The sequence below is a fragment of the Ornithinibacter aureus genome (assembly GCF_009858245.1).
In the GTDB taxonomy this organism is placed as follows: Bacteria; Actinomycetota; Actinomycetes; order Actinomycetales; family Dermatophilaceae; genus Fodinibacter; species Fodinibacter aureus.
Map to the genome: position 1 here is coordinate 1,514,677 of NZ_VMSB01000001.1, position 14,684 is coordinate 1,529,360.

Annotated in this window: 14 protein-coding genes; 10 read left to right on the plus strand and 4 right to left on the minus strand. The window is 72.2% G+C overall.

The window, feature by feature from the left end; all coding sequences use genetic code 11:
• Positions 1-46 precede the first annotated feature (46 nt).
• The 8 genes from C8E84_RS07130 to C8E84_RS07165 all read left to right on the plus strand — a co-directional run bounded on the left by C8E84_RS07130 (position 47) and on the right by C8E84_RS07165 (position 7,495).
• The gene (locus tag C8E84_RS07130) at positions 47-1,057 is read left to right on the plus strand and encodes an ABC transporter permease (RefSeq protein ID WP_159900781.1); all 1,011 of its coding nucleotides are present in this window, start codon (positions 47-49) and stop codon (positions 1,055-1,057) included.
• The gene (locus tag C8E84_RS07135; protein ID WP_246196837.1) at positions 1,054-2,025 is read left to right on the plus strand and encodes an ABC transporter permease; all 972 of its coding nucleotides are present in this window, start codon (positions 1,054-1,056) and stop codon (positions 2,023-2,025) included. Before C8E84_RS07130 ends, C8E84_RS07135 begins: the two co-directional genes overlap by 4 nt.
• A gap of 4 nt (positions 2,026-2,029) precedes the next feature.
• Positions 2,030-3,040, plus strand: coding sequence for an ABC transporter ATP-binding protein (locus C8E84_RS07140; RefSeq protein WP_211675425.1), 1,011 nt, complete (start codon positions 2,030-2,032; stop codon positions 3,038-3,040).
• Between the two features lie 4 nt (positions 3,041-3,044).
• A complete protein-coding gene (locus C8E84_RS07145) occupies positions 3,045-4,211 on the plus strand; it encodes an ABC transporter ATP-binding protein (protein ID WP_159900783.1) in 1,167 nt (388 codons plus the stop codon).
• Between the two features lie 75 nt (positions 4,212-4,286).
• Entirely contained in the window at positions 4,287-4,595 is a 309-nt protein-coding gene (locus C8E84_RS07150; RefSeq protein WP_159900785.1) for a 4a-hydroxytetrahydrobiopterin dehydratase, read from the plus strand.
• Positions 4,588-5,316 carry a VIT1/CCC1 transporter family protein gene (locus tag C8E84_RS07155; protein WP_159900787.1) on the plus strand — a complete coding sequence of 243 codons (729 nt, stop codon included), beginning with the start codon at positions 4,588-4,590 and terminating at the stop codon, positions 5,314-5,316. The genes C8E84_RS07150 and C8E84_RS07155 overlap by 8 nt, the downstream gene beginning before the upstream one ends.
• Positions 5,317-5,322: 6 nt before the next feature.
• Positions 5,323-6,060, plus strand: coding sequence for a type 1 glutamine amidotransferase (locus tag C8E84_RS07160; RefSeq protein ID WP_159900789.1), 738 nt, complete (start codon positions 5,323-5,325; stop codon positions 6,058-6,060).
• 82 nt (positions 6,061-6,142) lie between these two features.
• A complete protein-coding gene (locus tag C8E84_RS07165; protein ID WP_159900791.1) occupies positions 6,143-7,495 on the plus strand; it encodes a cyclic 2,3-diphosphoglycerate synthase in 1,353 nt (450 codons plus the stop codon).
• Positions 7,496-7,575: 80 nt separating this feature from the next.
• Here the strand turns inward: C8E84_RS07165 and C8E84_RS07170 are convergent, their stop codons facing one another.
• From C8E84_RS07170 to C8E84_RS07180, 3 genes are all read right to left on the minus strand, one after another.
• Positions 7,576-8,502 (minus strand): hypothetical protein, encoded by a 927-nt coding sequence (locus C8E84_RS07170; RefSeq protein ID WP_159900793.1) that lies wholly within the window; start codon positions 8,500-8,502, stop codon positions 7,576-7,578.
• A gap of 85 nt (positions 8,503-8,587) precedes the next feature.
• On the minus strand, positions 8,588-10,738 hold the full coding sequence (gene malQ / locus C8E84_RS07175; protein WP_159900795.1) for a 4-alpha-glucanotransferase: 2,151 nt from the start codon (positions 10,736-10,738) through the stop codon (positions 8,588-8,590).
• A 30-nt stretch (positions 10,739-10,768) separates the two neighbouring features.
• Entirely contained in the window at positions 10,769-11,614 is an 846-nt protein-coding gene (locus C8E84_RS07180; RefSeq protein WP_159900797.1) for an NAD-dependent epimerase/dehydratase family protein, read from the minus strand.
• 43 nt (positions 11,615-11,657) lie between these two features.
• Here C8E84_RS07180 and C8E84_RS07185 point away from each other — a divergent pair, with 43 nt between their 5' ends.
• Positions 11,658-12,467, plus strand: coding sequence for a PIG-L family deacetylase (locus C8E84_RS07185; protein WP_211675428.1), 810 nt, complete (start codon positions 11,658-11,660; stop codon positions 12,465-12,467).
• 29 nt (positions 12,468-12,496) lie between these two features.
• On the opposite strand, the gene C8E84_RS07190 is transcribed toward C8E84_RS07185, so the two are convergent.
• A complete protein-coding gene (locus tag C8E84_RS07190) occupies positions 12,497-13,411 on the minus strand; it encodes a universal stress protein (RefSeq protein WP_159900801.1) in 915 nt (304 codons plus the stop codon).
• Between the two features lie 85 nt (positions 13,412-13,496).
• On the opposite strand from C8E84_RS07190, the gene C8E84_RS07195 reads away from it, so the two are divergent.
• Complete coding sequence (locus C8E84_RS07195) at positions 13,497-14,681, plus strand: threonine aldolase family protein (RefSeq protein ID WP_159900803.1); 1,185 nt, start codon at positions 13,497-13,499, stop codon at positions 14,679-14,681.
• The last annotated feature ends 3 nt before the right edge of the window (positions 14,682-14,684 follow it).

A 14,684-nucleotide genomic window follows, 5' to 3' on the forward strand; every position in this document is an offset into this window, starting at 1 on the left:
TCCGAGGCGGCCACCGCTGTCTCACCGGAGCACCAAGGAGCACCCGTTGGCGAGATTCATCATCAGACGGCTCATCCAGATGGTCGGGGTGGTGTTCGTGCTCTCGCTGCTGCTCTTCCTGTGGCTGCGATCCCTCCCCGGCGGTCCGGTGTCCGCCATCCTCGGCGAGCGCGCCACGGACGAGTCACGGGCGGCGCTGGAGAAGGCGTTCGGCCTCGACCAACCGGTGTACGTGCAGTACCTGAAGTTCCTCCAGCGGGCGGCCCAGGGCGACTTCGGCGCCTCGACGGCCGTGCTTCCCGGGCGTGATGCGCTCGAGATCTTCTTCACCCGCCTTCCGGCAACCATCGAACTCAGCATCATCGCCATGGCGATCGCCATCGTGTTCGCCATCCCACTGGGCTACGTGGCGGCCAAGCGGCACGGGTCGAGCATCGACAACGGCGCCGTGGTGCTCTCGCTCATCGGGGTCGCCGTCCCCGTCTTCTTCCTCGCCTTCCTCCTCAAGTACTGGTTCGCCATCGAGACCCAGACCTTCCCCGTCTCAGGCCGTCAGGATGCCGCTCTGGGCTGCACCCGGGTGACCAACTTCTTCGTGCTCGACGGTGTGCTGACCCGGGAGTTCGACTGCTCCGCCGACGCCCTGCGCCACCTCGTCCTCCCCGCGATCGCCCTCGCGACCATCCCGTTCGCCGTCATCTTCCGGATCACCCGCGCGTCCGTGCTCGACGTCCTCGACGAGGACTACGTGCGCACCGCCGAGGCCAAGGGCCTGACCGCCCAGGTCATCCGGGCCCGCCACGTCATGCGCAACGCGCTGCTCCCCGTCGTCACGACGATCGGCCTGCAGACCGGTGGCCTGCTCGCCGGCGCCGTGCTCACCGAGACGGTGTTCAACTTCGGCGGCATCGGCTCCACCCTCGCGCAGGCCTTCACCCAGCGCGACTACGCAGTGCTCCAGGTGCTCATCCTCGCCACCGCGACGATCTACGTCCTGGTGAACCTGATCGTCGACATCTCCTACGCGATCATCGACCCGAGGGTGCGTGCCCGATGAGCCCCCGCAACCCGATGAACGCCCGCAAGCAGCGGATCGACGACCTCGCGGCCTCGAGCGTGGTCGTCGACGACGCCGGCACCGTCGACGAGGCCCCCGGCGTCTCCCTCATCGCGAGCGCGTGGCGACGCCTTCGCCGCGACCCGGTGTTCCTGCTGGGTGCCGCCATCACCGGCCTGTTCATCCTCGTCGCGATCATCGCGCCGTGGATCGCGCCGCACGACCCCGACGCCCGCCTGCTCATCGACCAGGTCAGCCGGCAGTCCAACCCCATCCCGGGGCCGCAGGCCGGGTTCCCCCTCGGTGGGGACGACCGGGGTCGAGACCTGCTCTCCCGCCTCATCGTCGGCAGCCGCCAGACCCTGCTCGTCGGCGTCGCAGCAACCCTGCTGGGTCTGTTGGGTGGTCTCATCCTCGGGATCCTCGCCGGTGCCTTCGGCGGCGCGGTCGACTCGTTCGTCATGCGCGCGGTCGACGTCATGCTCTCGATCCCCTCGCTCCTGCTCGCCGTCTCCATCGCGGCACTGGCGCGCCAGCCCAGCCAGTGGACGGTCATCATCGCCATCGCGGTGGTGCAGATCCCGATCTTCGCCAGACTGCTGCGTGGCTCGATGCTGGCCCAGCGGTCCAGCGACCACGTGCTCGCAGCCCGGGCCCTCGGCGTCAAGCGCAGCGCGATCATCTTCCGCCACATGGTGCCCAACTCACTCGGGCCGGTCATCGTGCAGTCGACCCTGGTGCTCGCCACCTCCATCATCGACGCGGCCGCGCTGTCCTTCCTCGGTCTCGGCAACCCCGACGACGCCAAGCCCGAATGGGGCCAGATGCTCGGCCAGGCTCAGCAGTACATCCAGGACTACCCGCACCTGGCCATCTACCCCGCCCTGTGCATCGTCTTCGTCGCCCTCGGCTTCACCCTGATGGGCGAGTCGTTGCGTGAGGCCCTCGACCCCAAGAGCAGGAGGTGACGAGGTGACCGCCACGGCATCCCCTCCCCCCACGACCACTCGCGGTGACGCGCCGCTGCTGTCGGTGCGTGATCTGCGGGTGACGTTCACCCGCCGCGGCGAGAAGCCGTTCAAGGCCGTCGACGGCGTGAGCTTCGACGTGCGCCCCGGTCAGACGGTCGGCCTCGTCGGTGAGTCCGGCTGCGGCAAGTCGGTGACCTCGCTCGCGATCATGGGCCTGCTCCCCAAGCGGGGCAACGTCGTCGAGGGCGAGGCCTCCTTCGAGGGCGTCAACCTGCTGGCCCTGGACGAGAAGGCCAAGCGCGAACGCCGCGGACGCGACATCGCGATGATCTTCCAGGATCCGCTGTCGTCCCTGAACCCCGTCGTCCCGGTGGGGCTGCAGGTCACCGAGGTGCTCGAGCGGCACCGCAGCATGTCCCGCAAGGCCGCGACGCCGGTGGCCCGCGACCTGCTCAAGAAGGTCGGCATCCCCGACCCGGACCGTCGGCTGAAGGACTACCCCCACCAGATGAGTGGGGGCATGCGGCAGCGGGCGCTCATCGCCATGGCGGTCGCGTGTGCCCCACGGCTGCTCATCGCCGACGAGCCGACGACGGCCCTGGACGTGACGATCCAGGCGCAGATCCTCGCGCTGCTCAAGGAACTCGTCCAGGACACCGGCACCGCGCTCGTGATGATCACCCACGACCTCGGTGTCGTCGCCGGCCTCTGCGACGAGGTCAACGTCCTGTATGCCGGCCGCATCGTCGAGCGCGGTGAGCGTCACGAACTCTTCGCCGACCCCCGGCATCCGTACACCAACGGACTGCTGGCCTCCATCCCCCGCCTCGACGCCCCGCGCGGCGAGAAGCTGACGCCGATCCCCGGGTCGGTGGCGGACAACCTGCCGTGGGACAACGCCTGTGCGTTCGCGCCGCGGTGCTCTCAGCCGGTCGACGCCTGCGTCCACACCACCCCGGTGCTGGACGAGACCGGCCGCCGGTCCCTGCGCTGCCACAACCCCGTGAGGTGACGTGATGACCGACACGACGACCCAGGCAACCCCACCCTCCGGCAACGAACGCGACGTCCTCGTCGACGTCCGCGGCGTCAAGGTGCACTTCCCCATCAAGCGGGGCGTCATCTTCGACAAGGTCGTCGGCCACGTCTACGCCGTCGACGGCGTCGACCTGCAGATCCGACGCGGCGAGACCTACGGCCTCGTCGGCGAGTCCGGCTGCGGCAAGTCCACCCTCGGCAAGGCGATCCTCAACCTCGAACCGCCCACCGAGGGCAGCGTCATCCTCGACGGCACCGACATCGCCTCCCTGCGCGGGGAGGAGCTGCGTCGGCGGCGCAAGGACATCCAGATGGTCTTCCAGGACCCGATGAGCAGCCTGGACCCCCGCCAGTCGGTGGAGTCGCTGCTCGTCGAGGGCATGCGCGCCCACGGCCTGGACACCGACGGGGCGAGCACGAAGAAGCGGCTGCGCGAACTGCTCGCGGCCGTCGGCCTGCCTGCGGCTGCCCTGACCAAGTACCCGCACGAGTTCTCCGGTGGTCAGCGTCAGCGCATCGGCATCGCCCGGGCGCTGTCGGTCGAGCCCAAGCTCATCGTCGCCGACGAGCCGGTGAGCGCCCTCGACGTCTCGGTGCAGGCCCAGGTCATCAACCTGCTCGAGGAGCTCCAGGACGAGTTCGACCTCACCTACCTCGTCGTCGCGCACGACCTCGCCGTCGTGCGACACATCAGCGACCGGATCGGGGTCATGTACCTCGGCGGGCTCGTCGAGGAGGCCAGCGCCGACGACCTCTACGCCCAGCCCCTGCACCCCTACACGCGCGCGCTGCTGTCGGCCGTGCCGGTGCCCGATCCGAGCGTCGAGGACACCCGTGAGCAGATCCTGCTGACGGGCGACCTGCCCTCGCCGTCCAACCCACCCCCGGGCTGCCGGTTCCACACGCGCTGCCCGTGGCGCCAGGAGACCAAGTGCGCCGACGAGCGGCCGATGCTGCGCGTGGTGCAGGTCGACGGTGTCGACCCCAGCCACCGGGTGGCCTGTCACTGGGTCGAGCAGATCGCCAGCGGGGAGATCCGCCCCCACGACGTGTCACCGGTGTACGTCACTCCGGGTGGCGGCGACGCCGGGGCCCTCGACGACGACACCTTCACCGGCCCGGCATCCGTGACCGAGGTCATCTGACCTGCCCGGCGCACATCGGATACCGTCCGCGCACCCCGCGCGGACGGCATCCGTCGCCGGGTCCACAATGGCCCCATGAGCCGACTCCTTTCCGCTGACGAGGTCGACACCCAGCTCGCCGGGCTGCCCGGGTGGTCCCGCCGCGACGAGAGCCTGGTCGCCACGTTCGAGGCACCCGACTTCCCCGCGGCGATCCGGCTCGTCGAGGCAGCAGCCGACGAGGCCGAGCAGATGAACCACCACCCGGACATCGACATCCGCTGGCGCACCACGCACTGGTTGTTGACCACCCACGACGCCAGAGGCCTGACCCAGCTCGACATCGAGCTGGCCCACCGGATCTCGGCGGCCGCGGCGTCCCAGGGGGCAACCGCTCGTGACTGACACCTCGCCGGGCACGGCACCCGAGCACCTCGAGGCCCACGACGGGTCGATCGCCGGCCGGCTCAACGCGTTGCGGGCGGGCGTCCTCGGCGCCAACGACGGCATCGTGTCCACCGCTGGCCTGGTCATCGGCGTGGCCGCGGCGACCACCGACCGGGGCGCGGTGTTCACCGCGGGGATGGCCGGGCTCGCCGCCGGGGCGATGAGCATGGCCGTCGGCGAGTACGTCTCGGTGAGCACGCAGCGCGACACCGAGAAGGCCCTGATCGCCAAGGAGATCCGCGAGCTCGACGAGGAGCCCGAGGCCGAGCTGGCCGAGCTGGCCGGCATCTATGCCGCCAAGGGCCTGACCCCCGACCTGGCCCGCCAGGTGGCCGAACAGCTGACCGCCCACGACGCCCTGGGCGCCCACGCCGAGGCCGAGCTGGGGATCGACCCGACCCAGCACGCCAACCCGTGGCAGGCGGCCTGGGCGTCGATGCTCGCCTTCACCCTGGGGGCACTGCTCCCCCTGCTGGCCATCCTGCTGCCGCCCCTGCCGTGGAGGGTGCCCGTCACCGTCGCGGCCGTCGTGCTCGCGCTGGCCGCCACGGGCTGGGTCAGCGCCCGCCTCGGCGATGCCGACGCCCGTCGCGCGACGGTGCGCGTGGTCGCCGGGGGCCTGCTCGCGATGGCGGTCACGTACGGCATCGGAGCACTGGTCGGCACGCAGCTAGGCTGACCCGCCATGAGCCCTCGACTGCTCGTGATCCAGCACGAGAACGACGCCCCGGCGGCCTGGCTCGGGCAGTGGTGGAACGACCTCGGACTGGGGCTGACCGTGGTCCGCGGCCACCTCGGTGAGGTCGTGCCGGACACCGTCGGTGACCACGACGGCCTCGTCGTCCTCGGCGGGGCGATGGGCGCCTGCGACGACGCCGTCGCACCGTGGCTGGCCCCCACCCGCGCCCTCCTCGCGGATGCCGTGGCGCGCGAGGTCCCCACCCTCGGGGTGTGCCTGGGGCACCAACTGGCCTCGGTGGCCCTCGGTGGGTCGGTGGGTCGCAGCCCGTCGGGCCGCACCACCGGTGTCGTCCCGGTGGCCCTCACGGATGAGGGGGCGAGCGACCCGCTGCTCGCGGGGGTCGACGGCGCGCTGGCGGTGCACTACAACGACGACGTCGTGCTCGAGGTGCCGGAGGGTGCCAGCGTGCTCGCCACCCTCCCCGACGGGCGGCCCCAGGCCCTGCGCTTCGGGCCGAGCGCCTGGGGGGTGCAGTTCCACCCGGAAACCTCGCCCGACGTGTTTGCCGCGTGGCTGCGCTGGGACTCCCCCGACGGCATCACGGCAGAGCAAGAAGCCCTGCTCGCGCGGGTGACAGCGGCCCGTGAGCACCTCCAGAGCACCTGGCGGGTGTTCGCGCAGCGCTTCGCCGCCCTGCTCCCCGCACCCTCGGGCGTGCCTGCCTCTCCCGTCACGTCCTGAGTGCGCGACTGCCGCACCGGAGTAACGTCGGCATCGGCGGGTCCCGCACCCCGCGGTCGACCCAGCCGTGACGGAGCACGCCATGAGCACCTCGACCTCGGCGGACCCTCGCGAACGCATCCTCATCCTGGGTGCCGCGGGACGCGACTTCCACGACTTCAACGTCCTGTACCGCGACGAACCCCGCTGTGAGGTCGTCGCGTTCACGGCGACGCAGATTCCCGACATCGACGGCCGCACCTACCCACCCGCGCTCGCCGGGCCCCTCTATCCCCACGGCATCCCGATCGTCGACGAGTCCGGCCTGGAGTCGCTCATCGCCCGTGAGCGGGTGGACACCGTCGTGCTCGCGTACTCCGACCTGGCGCACACCCAGGTCATGCACCTCGCATCGCGCGTGGTCGCCGCCGGTGCCGACTTCGTCGTGCCGGGGGCCCACCGCACGACCCTGCGTTCGCGTCGCCCGGTCATCGCCGTGACCGCGGTGCGAACCGGGGTGGGCAAGAGCCAGACCACCCGCCACGTCGCCACCCTGGTGCAGTCGATGGGGCTGCGGGTCGTGGCGGTCCGCCACCCGATGCCGTACGGCGACCTCGCTGCGCAGGCCTGCCAGCGCTTCGAGACCCCCGAGGACCTCGTGCGGCACGACTGCACGATCGAGGAGCGCGAGGAGTACGAGCCGCACATCGACGCCGGGGTCGTCGTCTACGCCGGCGTCGACTACGGCGCCATCCTGCGCGAGGCAGAGGCCGAGGCGGACGTCGTGCTGTGGGACGGCGGCAACAACGACCTGCCGTTCTACGTCCCCGACCTGCACATCGTGCTCGCCGACCCGCTACGGCCAGGCGACGAGGCCGCCTACCACCCGGGTGAGGCCAACGTGCGGATGGCCGACCTGGTCATCATCGCGAAGTGCGACTCCGCGACCGCCGAGGACATCGCCGCCGTCGAGGCGTCGGTGCAGGCGCTGAACCCCGGGGCAGAGGTCCTGCGCTGCGACAGCCCGGTGACCCTGGACGACCCGGCAGCGGTCACCGGGCGACGGGTCGTCGTCGTCGAGGACGGCCCCACCCTCACGCACGGGTCGATGTCCTTCGGGGCCGGCGTGGTCGGCGCGAGGGATGCCGGGGCGTCCGCGATCGTCGACCCGACGCCGTTCGCGGTGGGCGCGTTGGCGGACACGTACGAGCGCTACCCCAACGCGCGCGGCATCCTGCCGGCCATGGGCTACGGCCAGGGCCAGACCCGCGACCTCGAGGCCACGATCCGCGCCATGGTCGACGCCGGTGTCGTCGACGCGGTCGTGTCGGGCACGCCCATCGACCTGACCCGGGTGCTCACCGTCGACGTCCCGCTCGTGCGGGCCCGGTACTCGTTGCGCGAGCAGGCGCCCGGACGGCTCCAGGCGGCGCTGCGCAGGGCCCTCGGCCGCTGAGGGTGCGATGCCGTCGCGAGCCCAGCAGTCGAGTGAGCGCAACACGCCGCTCGCGATTCGGCGGGCCCGGCGTGTTGCGCTCACTCGATCTGCAGCGTGGTGGGGTCGAGGTCCATCGCTCGGGCGAAGCGACGGAGCAGGGTGCAGCGGCGGGCGCGGCCGTAGACGTCCTCGGCGTAGATCTCGATGACGGTGTAGTCCTCGTCCCCGGCGAGCCCGGTGCGAAAGCTGTCGGTGCTGCGGCGCTTGCGGGAGGCGTGGTCGACCCCCTGGTACTCCCCGATCACCCGTTGCTGGTGCCACACGAGGTCACCTTCGAGCAGCCATCCACCCCGGGAGTCGAAGACGGCGGCGTTCAGGGCCGGCTCGGGAAAGCCCGCCCGGTGGAACATCAGCCGCGACCGGGTCTCCATCGGCGAGCGCGAGCCAACCCGAACCAGCGTCAGCGCCTCGGTGAGCCGGGCCTTGCCCCGCGGTCGATTTCTCGACTCCAGGGCAGCACGCAGGGTCGCGAGGCCACCCGGTGCGAGCCGGTTCACGACGACGTCCCCGACGATGACCAGGTCGTCGACCCCGAACTCGGCAGCGGAGAGCTCACCGAGGTCACACCACGTGTCCGCCGGCCCCACGACGCGCAGCCCGTCGAGGTCCAGCACCTCCCGCCGCTCGAGACCCCGGTGTCCCCGGCACCCGGCCCTGCGAACCTGCGCCATCGACGTGGGGCGGGTGACGTCGAGCAGGACCTGCGGCTCGAGCGCACTCGGCAGGGGGAGGTGAAGCAGCTGCGCGGCACTGACGTGGGAGAAGGCGGCGTCCTCGGGCATCCCGACGGCGAAGGCGACCGCCCGCTCGCGCACTGTCGTAGGGGCGGACGCCGCCCGAACTCCCCAGGTCGGCGCGGACAAGCTGCGCGAGCGCAGTTCAGACAGCCGCAGCCCGGCCTCCCGCCCCTGCACCACCGTGAAGGGGCGAGAGGCCAGCGACCGTGGCAGCTGTAGACCCCCCACGGCCCAAGGGTGCCGGGAACTGGCTCAGCCGCCCGCGACTTACCCACAGGCGCAGGCCCCGGCCCGGTCGAGTGAGCGGCTGCGGTCAGTCGTGGCCCGAACTGCCGTGCAGGGCACGGAACAGGGGCCCCGCCAGACGTGACGTGCGCACGCCCTCGAGCGAGACGACCTCCCCGTCGGGTCCGGCGAGCGGCACCTGCCAGTTCGGGTACTCATCGCTGGTCCCCGGCTGGTTGATCGCCCGCCGGTCCCCCACCACGTCCGCGAGCGCCACGGCGACCATGCGGCTCGGCGTGAGCGCCATCCACCGGTGCAGGGCGGCGACGACCGCGTCGACGTCATCCACGGCATCCGGCGAGAGCAACCCGCGCTCGATGCAGGCGTCGCGCAGCCGGGCGATGGACGCCTCCTCGATCGCGCGCTCCTCCTTGACCGGGCGGGTCAACAGCCTCAGTGACTCGCGGATCGCGATGTGCTCGAGCAGCAGGTATCCCGCTGACGGCGGCAGGTCGTGCGTCGTCACGGTCGACATGCACAGGTCGCGGTAGTGCTCGGGCGGCTTGGGCCGATCGCCCTCCCACTCGAACCACAGGATCGAGGTGCCGATCAGCCCCCGCTCGCTCATGTAGTCGCGCACGTGCGGCGCGACGACGCCGAGGTCCTCACCGATGACGACGGCCCCGGCCCGCTGCGCCTCCAGCACGAGGATGCCGAGCAGCGCCTCGTGGTCGTAGTGCACGTAGGTGCCGTCAGCGGGGGTGCCGCCCGCGGGGATCCACCAGAGCCGGAACAGGCCGATGATGTGGTCGACCCGGATGCCGCCGGAGTCACGCAGCACGGTGCGCACCATGTCGCGGAACGGGCCGTAGCCCAGGTCCGCGAGGCGGTCGGGGCGCCACGGTGGCTGGCTCCAGTCCTGACCGAGCTGGTTGAACTGGTCGGGCGGGGCGCCGACGGTGACCCCGGTGGCGAGGGCGTCCCCGAGGCCCCAGACGTCGGCCCCGACCGGGTGCACCCCCACGGCGAGGTCGTGCACGATGCCGAGCGGCATCCCGGCATCCTGGGCGGTGCGCTGGGCGCCGGCCAGCTGCTCCTCGAGCTGCCACTGCAGCCACTGGTGGAAGGTCACGGCCTCGAGGTGGTCCTCGCGGTACAGGGCGACCGCGACGGAGTCCGGGTCCTGGAGCTCGGCGGGCCAGGTCGTCCACGGCAGACCGTGCTCGTCGGCGATGGCGCACCACGTGGCGAAGGTCGTGAGGCCGCTGCCCTCGCGCGCACAGAAGTCGGCGAATGCCTGGTCGCGCTCCGCCGTGCGGCCGGCACTGAACACGATCCACAGGGCCTCGCGCTTCGCGGCCCAGGCGTCATCCCGGTTGATCCGGTCGACGGAGTTCAGCGCCGCCGCCACCGCGCCGAACGCGGCGACCTTGGCGGATGCCGCGTCGTCGAGGTCGGCGGTCTCGGGCACGTCCGCGACCCTCAGGTAGAGGGGGTTGACGAAGCGCCGCGTGGTCGGCAGGTAGGGCGAGGGCTCCATCGGCGCCACCGGCTGCGCGGCGTGCAGGGGGTTGATGAGCACGAAGTCGGCGTCGTGCTCGGTGGCGGCCCAGGCGGCCAGCTCACCGAGGTCGCCGAGGTCCCCCACCCCCCAGGAGTCGGCCGAGCGCACCTGGTACAGCTGCGCCGCCAGCCCCACGACGCGCCCCTGCGCCAGGGCAGGGGGCAGCTCGAGCCGGTGGGGGGTGACCACGAGCGTGGCCTCGACGGTGCGGGGGTCGATCGGGTCGGCATCCACGTCGGCGACGATGCGGTGCCACCCGAGCGGCAGGTCACCCGGAAGCTCGAAGGTTGCCTCACCGACGGCGACGCCGTCGACCTCGCGGTCCGGCACCCACCGGTCGACCTGACGCACGTCGCGCACCGAGCCGTCCTCGAGGTGGACCGTGAGGCGGATGCCGGTGCCGGCTGGCACGTGGGCGAAGACCCAGGGGGTCCACCCCTCACGGGCCACCACGGTGGCCGGGAGGGTGCGCCGCCACGGGGCGAGGTCGACCTCGGCCAGCGCCCGTTCGACCTGCTCGTCGCCGTCGCTGTCGACTCCGAGCGCAGTGAGCACGGCGGTGATCGCCGGCGCCGTCACCGTGACGTGCTGGCCCTGCCAGTCCCAGTACTCCGTCGCGACGCCGTGGGCGTGGGCGAGCTCGACGAGTCGGGGTGACGGGGCGACGGGGTCCATGGCCCCATCCTGCCAAGCCGGGCGGGTCGCTCAGACCTCGCCACGCCACGAGTGCTGCGGGTCGTAGCCGAGCACCCGTCGCGCCTTGTCGATCGAGAGCAGGGTGTCGTGCTCCCCGAGGTCGCCGCGGACCTCGACACCCGGGAACTGCTCGGCGACCAGGTCTGCGTTGCTGCGGCTCATCACGGTGTCGGGCGAGGCGATGATGAAGCAGTCGAAGCCCGGCACGGTGTACGCCAACGACTTCTCCACGGCCTGGGCGCCGTCGCGACCGTCGATGTAGCCCCAGAGGTTCCAGCGGCGCAGCGCGGCATCGGCGTCGAAGGACGGGAACTGGGCGTAGTCCTCGACGTCCATGACGTTCGAGAAGCGCAGCGCGGTGACCGAGAGCTGCGGGTGCCAGCGACACAGCTCGATGGCCATCGTCTCCTCGAGGTGCTTGCCGAGGGAGTAGACGGACTCGGGACGAGCCGGGTACTCCTCGTCGACGGGGATGTACGGCGGCGGGGTGTCGAACGGCAGGCCGAGCACCGTCTCGCTCGAGGCCATGACGACCTTGTCGATGCCGAGGCGGGTGGCGGCGTGCAGGACGTTGAAGGTGGTCAGCATGTTGTTGCGGAAGGTCGCCACGTCAGTGTGCAGGCCGGGAGCCGGGATCGCGGCCAGGTGCACCAGGGCATCCACCGGTGGTTGTTCACCGCGCACCCCACTGAGGGCGTCGACGACCTGGCCGTAGTCGGTGAGGTCGACGGCCAACCACCCGCTCCACCGCTGCCCGTGGGTGTCGAGCACGACGACGTCGTGGCCGCAGCCCCGCAGGTGCTCCACGACGTGCCGACCGAGCTTGCCGGATCCTCCGGTGACCGCGATGCGCATGGAATGGAGAGTAGGCGGTCGCGATCTTGTGCACACTGTCCCGGTGCACACCATCGTCTTCCTCCATGCCCACCCCGACGACGAGGCCTCGCAGACCTCCGGCTCGATGGCTCGCGCCGTCGCCGAGGGCAGCCGCGTCGTCGTCGTCTTCGCGACCAACGGTGACCACGGCGAGGTCCCGGACGACCTCGCCCCCGGCGAGAGCGTGGTCGACCGCCGCCGGGTCGAGGCGGCGGCCTCCGCTGCGGCGATCGGGCTGCACCGCGTCGAGTGGCTCGGCTACGCCGACTCGGGCATGACCGGCTGGGAGCAGAACTCCCACGACGGGGCCTTCGTGGCCGCCCCGCTCGAGGAGGCCGCCGCACGGTTCGCCGCCATCCTCGACGAGGAGGACGCCGACGTCGTCGTCGGCTACGACTGGCACGGCGGCTACGGCCACCCGGACCACGTGCGCGTCCACGAGGTGCTGCACGCCGCCGCGGCCCTGGCAGCACGACGGCCTCGGGTGCTGGAGTCGACGATGAACCGTGACGCCATGCGGCGCCTCGCCGAGGGGGCACGGGCCGCGGGCGCGTCGGAGGACGACGTGTTCGACCCGGACCAACCGATGGACGACGGCAACCCGCTCGGCGAACCGGAGTCCGCGATCCACTGGCGGGTCGACGTCCGTGATCGGCTCGACCAGCGCCGTGCGGCCCTCCAGGCGCACGCGAGCCAGACGAGCGACGTCGGGATGATGCTGTCGATGCCGCCCGAGATCTTCAGCGTCTTCTTCGGGCACGAGCACTACGTCGAGGCGGGCCGCGAGCCGGGCATGGTCGACGGCTGGCCGTTCGCGGCGCAGCCGACCTGACCTTTTCGACGCGGCCGCCCTGACGGGGTTCAGCGCGAGACGACGACCACGCGCCCGGCCTGCTCGATGACGCGGCGGCTCACCGATCCGAGGAGCAGCCCCCGGAAGCCGCCGACCCCACGGCTGCCGACCACGACCCGGTCGGCGTCGAGCTCTTCGGCGACGTCGTGCAGCGCCACGGGCGCCGTCGCGTGCACCACGCGCACGTCGATCGCCAGGTCGGGGTGGCTCGCAGCGACCGGGTCGACCACCTGGTGGGCGCGGGACGCGTACCGCTGCTCCACGGCATCCCACCGCGGCGTCCCGGGTTCGGTGACGACCACGCCGTCGACGACCTCGAGGTGCCACGCGATGACGGCCGTGAGCGCCGCACCCGAGGCGGCAGCCATCTGTGCGGCCAGCGCCACCGCGCGGCCACTGCGCTCGCTGCCGTCCACGCCGACCACGATGGATCGCGGCGGCATGACCTCCGTGTCGGCCGGGATGACGGCGACGGGGCACGGGGCGTGGGCGACGACGGGTAGGGCCACGGACCCCAGCAGGATGCGTTCGAGCAGGGCACGCGCCGGGGCCCCGACGACGACGAGGCGTGCACCCTCGGCCATCCGCACGATCGAGGCGGCCGCGGGCCCCCACGGCGCCGAGGTGGCGACGTGCAACCCCGGGTGGCGCGCACCGGCACGCTCGGCCGCTGCCTCGAGGAGTCGCTGGGCGTCGGTCTCGAGCTGGTCGGACAGGTTCGGTGCACCGGTGACGATGGCGTCGTACGGCGTGAGCTGGATGCCGGGGTCGACCGCCGTGACCAGCCGCAGCGGGGCGCCGAGCCGGGCGGCCTCGTCAGCCGCCCAGTCAAGGAGCGGCCCGTCGGCCGGGGAGCCGTCGAGGGCGGCGAGAACGGCGCCGGACGGTGCAGGAACGGAACTGGTGACCACTGTGTCCTCCATGCCTCCATCGTCCTCCTCCCCGGGGCTGAGCGCACCCGTCTGAGCCCGAGGCGTTGGCCACACCCGGGCCGGGCAGGATGGCTTCATGGCCACCGACCCCGCCCAGCCCCTGTCACCGTCCGATCGTGCGCGCGCCGCCGAGGCCGGGGTGACCCGTTGGCTCACCGGCCGGATGCCGCCCACACCCGCCGACGAGCTGCGTGACCTCGCTGACGTGGTCGCGGACCTGGGTGCGGACCCGGGCGCGAGGACGGGGGCCCGGGCCGAGGCCGGGGCCGACGTGGCGGCCGGCATGGGGGCCGACGCCGGGGCGTGGGACCGCTACGGCGACCACGGCCAGGTGGCCGCGCTCGAGGCCCGGCTCGCCGACCTGCTCGGCAAGCCGGCCGTGGCGGCTTTCCCCAGCGGGGTCATGGCGCAGCAGTCGATGCTGCGGGTGTGGTGCGACGCCCGGGGATCGCGGCGCGTGGCGATCCCGGCGCTGTCGCACCTGCTGAGCAGCGAGGACGACGGCCCCCGGCTGCTCCACGGCTTCCGTTTCGAGCATCTCACCCACGGGCCGAGCGTTCCCGGGGTCGATGACCTCGCGGCGATCCCGGGCCCTCTGGGAGCCGCGCTGCTCGAGCTGCCCCTGCGCGACGCCGGGTTCCTCCTGCCCAGCTGGGACGACCTCGTGGCCTTCAGCCAGGCGTGCCGGGAGCGAGGCGTACCGCTGCACCTCGACGGGGCGCGCATCTGGGAGTCCGCGCCCGCGTTGGGGCACTCCCCCGCGCAGATCGCCGACCTGGCCGACAGCGTCTACGTCTCGTTCTACAAGGGCCTCGGCGGGCTGGCCGGTGCCGCGCTCGCGGGGCCCGTCGATCAGATCGCCGAGGCGCGACGGTGGCGCACCCGGATGGGCGGAACGCTGTTCACCCTGATGCCGTACGCCGTCGCTGCACTGCGCGGCCTGGATCGGGAGCTGCCGCGGATGGCGGAGTACCACGAGCGCGCGGTGACGATCGCCGCGGGACTTCAGGCCAACGGCATCCGGGTCAGTCCGTCCCCGCCGCACACGACCGCCTTTCGCATCCACGTCGAGCGCGACGTCGACGACGTCAACGAGCGTCGGGTCACCACGATGGAGCGCGAGCAGGTTGCCCTGACGCCGCGGTGGGCGGCATCCGAGGTGCCCGGGTGGTCGTGGACCGAGTTCGGTGTCGGGCCGGCGACGATGACGTGGGAGGTCGAGGAGATCGTCGACACCCTGGTGCGGGTCTTCGGGCGCTGAGCG